The following is a 4798-nucleotide window of genomic DNA, read 5'->3' as shown; positions in this document are numbered from 1 at the left end:
GATATGATCTTCATGTTCACGAATATATCGATTAACCTTTTTACGATAGTTTTCAAATACACTTGTTTCATACAGTGCTTCGTTACTCTCCATTACCAGCAATTTATCAGTAAAATTGGTATAGTAAACCTTTGTGTCTTGCTTTTCTATGAATTTAATGAGATCTCGCAAAGCTTGCCGCATTTCCTCATGATCTAAAACTGTCGCGCATTCCCAGTATTCTTGCGTTTGCACCTTTTGGATATATTCTCGTTTGGCGAACACTTGTGGAATGCTTCCTAAAGCAGCTAACCTTTCAGCAGTTTTGATGACACTGTTCTGAGCACGAAAAGCCTTCCTATTGGTAAGCAACGCTAACTTAAGCGTAAACATTACGCAGTCAAAGCGTTTGGCAAGTTCGTCATCATCATTCGAAAAAACAAGTGGTGCGAGATTATTTTTTATTAGCTGCACATCAATTGACCCGAGCTGATTCCATGCGGCTAGACTTGAGTATTTTTCCACATATTTCAACGCTTGTTTTACCGCAAAATGGTTACGATTCAAGGCACCGATATCGGCAACAACTTCCTTAACTAACTGATTGCGAAACGCAACATAGTCTTCTGTCTGATAGTCCAGATGCTGTAACTCCTTGATTACATCGACCTTTAGTTTGAATAGTCGCTCAATAATGCTCTCAGTGTAGTCGGTATCCACCCCATTCGGATTTACCCGGAAAAACTCAAAATTGCCGCAGAAGTCGAAAATATAAAAGAATTGTTTATCTAGTCCTACCCCAAACAGATCTTCGCAAAGTCGAGTTCCGCGTCCGATCATCTGCCAGAATTTAGCTTTAGAGCGTACTTTTTTGAAAAAGACGAGGTTTACGATCTCGGGAATATCAATTCCGGTATCCAGCATATCGACGCTAACGGCGATTTGCGGCAGTTTGTTTTTGTCCGAGAATGTATCAATTAGGTTCTGCGCGTATTTTTCTTTATTATCAATAACCCTGCAGAAATGCCCTTTTGAGAATGGGTAAAGTTTGTCAAACCGCTCGGCAATAAACTCCGCATGGTTATGGTTCTTGGCAAAAATAATTGTTTTGCCGATCTTATCGCCGCCATCAACTTTAATCCCTTTCTCCATTAATATTTGCAGGACTGTATCGATGGTGTCGGCATTAAATAACCATTGGTTAAGTGCCGCACTGGCTATATGGTCGTCGATATCTTCATCATCAGCAAAAGTTTCCTCGTATTTCGCCTTATCTTCGTCACTTAAATCATCATAGCAAATCCCGTCCTGCATGAACTTTAATTTTGTTTCTACGGTACGGTAGGGTACAAGATAATTATCTTCGACTGCCTGCTCTAATTCATAAGCAAACGTAGGCATGTTGTTTTCGAGATCAAAAATGCTGTAGGTATTTTTATCGATATCCGACTTGGGAGTAGCCGTTAGCCCGACAAGCAAAGCATCAAAGTATGTAAAAATTGCCTGATACTTCTTATAAATACTGCGATGGGCTTCATCGGTAACAATCAAATCGAAATGACCCACAGTAAATAATTTTTGTCCGTTATCGCTCTTGGTATCATCAATAGCGTTCATCATAGTCGGATAGGTGGAAAATACAACCCGGCTTCCAGGATTTTCTTTGCCGTCTAGCAGGTTGCAAATCGACATATTGGGCAATAGTTGTTTGAAGCTTTTATAGGCTTGACTGACTAGCGCGGTTCGGTCGGCCAAAAATAGCACGTTTTTTACCCAATTGTGCCTGGCAAGAACATCGACTAAGGAAATGACCGTCCTGGTTTTGCCACTGCCAGTTGCCATGACGAGTAGGGCCTTACGGTCCCCACGCTCAAACGATTCGCAAACCGCTTTGATCGCTTCTTTTTGATAATAGCGATTGGTAATGTTGTCCTTTATCTTGATGCTACTAAGAGATACCCGGCTGGAGCGTCTGTTAACCAACAGCTGCAGATCATCTTTAGAGTATAATCCGGAGACAGGTCTGGGCGGATAGTTAACATCATCCCAGATATATGTGTCAAAACCATTAGTGTAAAAAATTACTGGCCGCTGTTTAAATTTCGCCTCTAGACAATCAGCATATAGCTTGGCTTGTTGCTGACCGACCTTAGGATCTTTGCTGGTACGCTTGGCTTCAATCACTGCCAACGGGAGTCCATTATCCCCGAAAAGTACATAATCAACAAAGCCCTGGCCGCTGCCATAGGGCATCCCTTCAACAGGATATTCTTCGATACAGTTTTGTCCAAACTTCCAGCCAGCCTCTTTGATATCCAGGTCAATATATCGTTTACGCGTCTCAAACTCGCTAATAGTATTGACATCAAAATCGTGCTCCCTGGTGTTTTTCTCACGCAACTGTTTGAGTTCATCGCGCAGTTTTTGATTCTCAGCTACGATATCAGATAATTTCTTATCCTTTTCGCCTAAGGCGTTAAAAAGCTTCTCTAATTCCTCTTGGCTAACGTGCTTTTCGCCCCCTGTGGGCAATATGTCTTCCCGAAATTTGATTTTCTGATAATCTTTGGAATAACAATAAGCAATCCAAGAAACAAATTGGTGCAGGTTATGTAAAGATAATACCGCTTCTTCACGTTTGATGCCGCTGCTAGTATGGGCAGCTAAGTTGCCGAGCTTGACAATATACTTGATTAACGGAAATAAGTCTGGTTCAATGATGTCGAGAAAACTGCGATCATGAATTAAGCTGGAGAGATTGTCATGGTAAGGAACCTTAAGGTCGGCATCAGAGGCATAGAGCCATTTTACCACAAGTTCAAGGGCGCGACGAGCTAATATGGCCGTCGTCGCCGGACTGACAGCTAAGCTGCATTCGGCTTCCATACAAGCACCAGCAAAGGTGGTAAAGCGATTCTCCTTTTGCAAAAAAGAAAAGTTTGATACCATCTATGTAGCCCCCTAAGTGACTAAAATAGTTCTCCCCGGAAAGCCCGCTGCATAAGGCTGTTGAAGTTGTTTTCCATTTCTGTGAGGCTTTGCTGCATGAGGGATTTTTGTTGCTTGGTTTTTTTAACAAATGCTGAAAATTTACACTGAAGTTCATGTGGTGGTATAACTACCTTATAAGACTCCAGGAATTGTTTGGGGACACGCTTTTGTCCTGCACTACCAGTCATACTTTTTTCTGCTTGCTTCCGGAAACTCTTCATTTTTGTTAAATAGTACAACCATTCACTACTAATATTCTTACGAGGGCGCAAAACGTGAAACTCCGTCGACCCAAACCCAATACCATTTCTAAGTCCGTTAACAATTGCGCCTTTGCCATTCTCCATACATGGCGTTATTTTAGCAAACAAAACATCACCGTTCCTAAAATATGTAAAACTATTCTTTACTTCTGCCAACGTTCGTACTTCAGATAAGTTAATATTACCATCTTCATCTACGTTAGCCATTGGCAAGAAAGTTACTGTAGTATCATCATCAATATTAACAAGCTCGCTCTTAGGTGGATTAATTAAACAAATACTCGACAAAAAAGTTGATTGTTCGTGTAAACAATCCAACATTCCAGGATCACCGAACATATCCAAAAACACACTCTGCACAAGTTCGTCCAGTTTTTTAATCTGCTCTTTGCGTTTATCAATTAATTCCTGTGCTTTGTCTAAAATAACGGCAATTCTCCTTTGAATTTCGATGGATGGGAGAGGAATTATAATATCATTAATATCACTAACAGATAGATGCTTAACGGTAACAAATGGTGTTCGGACCTCAATACTTTTTAGCTCTGCAGGCAAAAAATAATATAAATACTTTCTTTCTAATTTGTCTGATACAACTGATATACGACAAACCCGCTGGTTAAGTAGTGCAACTCCACCTTTCCACTCGCTAATTTTAAAGTTTCCATCCATAGTTATAAGATAGTCGCCGTTATTCACAATATAGCGGTTATCATATTCTCCCTTGTATCGAGTGTTAGAATAACCGGCACTTACATCTCGGATACGGATAATTGGCATCCCTTCCGCCTCGTTAAAAAATTCTGATTTGAATGCATATCCGGAATCTATCTTTACTAATTCTCCTAGCTTATATTTATTTACTCTCATTATTACCCCTCAACATCTGTTGTAGGCTCAAAATACCCTGAAAAATCTCTTTCTCTATTTCTTCAATAAAACTTAATATTACTTCAGGTTTTTCATAGTTTTGAATTTCCTGATTAACTGTTTTATACTTACTGATCGACAAATCATATCCGTTTGCCACAATCTCGTCTTTCGGCACAAAAAACGACTTTTCTGTCCGCTTCCGCTCAACTTCTGCTGCCAGATTGTTAAACCGAGCCACAATATCCGGTATATCATTTTCCTCTATCGGATTACGTTTATCGTCCAGGGAATACCCATCTGCCTGCATATCGTAGAACCAGACTTTATCTGTACCGCCCGCACCAGTCTTAGTAAAAATGATGATTGCCGTAGACACCCCGGCATAAGGTTTAAACACACCGCTGGGCATTGAAATAACAGCTTCCAGCTTATGATTCTCAATAATCTCTTTACGAACAGCAACATGTGCCTTAGAACTACCAAATAACACTCCATCCGGCACAATGGAAGCGCATCTGCCGCCTTTTTTAAGCATTCTTAGCATTAAAGCCAGGAAAAGAAGTTCGGTTTTTTTAGTCTTGGCTATTTTAAGTAAGTCTTTTGCTACCGCATCATAGTCAAGCGATCCCTTAAATGGCGGATTGGTCAGGATTAGGGTGTATTTATTGGTGTCGGTGTTCTGCTCGGATAAG

At 40.6% G+C, this 4798-nt stretch carries 3 protein-coding genes; all 3 read right to left on the bottom strand.

Translation table 11 applies throughout. The features are described 5' to 3' along the window. Positions 1 to 2928, bottom strand: a 2928-nt coding sequence (locus tag AC29Z1_RS13660; protein ID WP_488272006.1) for a DEAD/DEAH box helicase family protein, incomplete at its 3' end; no start/stop codon positions are given. Positions 2929 to 2948: 20 nt separating this feature from the next. Then, positions 2949 to 4103, bottom strand: a complete 1155-nt coding sequence (locus AC29Z1_RS13655) for a restriction endonuclease subunit S (protein ID WP_488272005.1) — start codon at positions 4101 to 4103, stop codon at positions 2949 to 2951. Continuing rightward, on the bottom strand, positions 4090 to 4798 hold a 709-nt coding region (locus AC29Z1_RS13650), incomplete at its 5' end, for an HsdM family class I SAM-dependent methyltransferase (protein WP_488272004.1). The genes AC29Z1_RS13650 and AC29Z1_RS13655, both read right to left, overlap by 14 nt.

It is taken from the genome of Sporomusa sp. (assembly GCF_057736855.1).
Note: the sequence above shows the minus strand (reverse complement) of the source record. Positions and strands in the feature narration are given on the sequence as shown.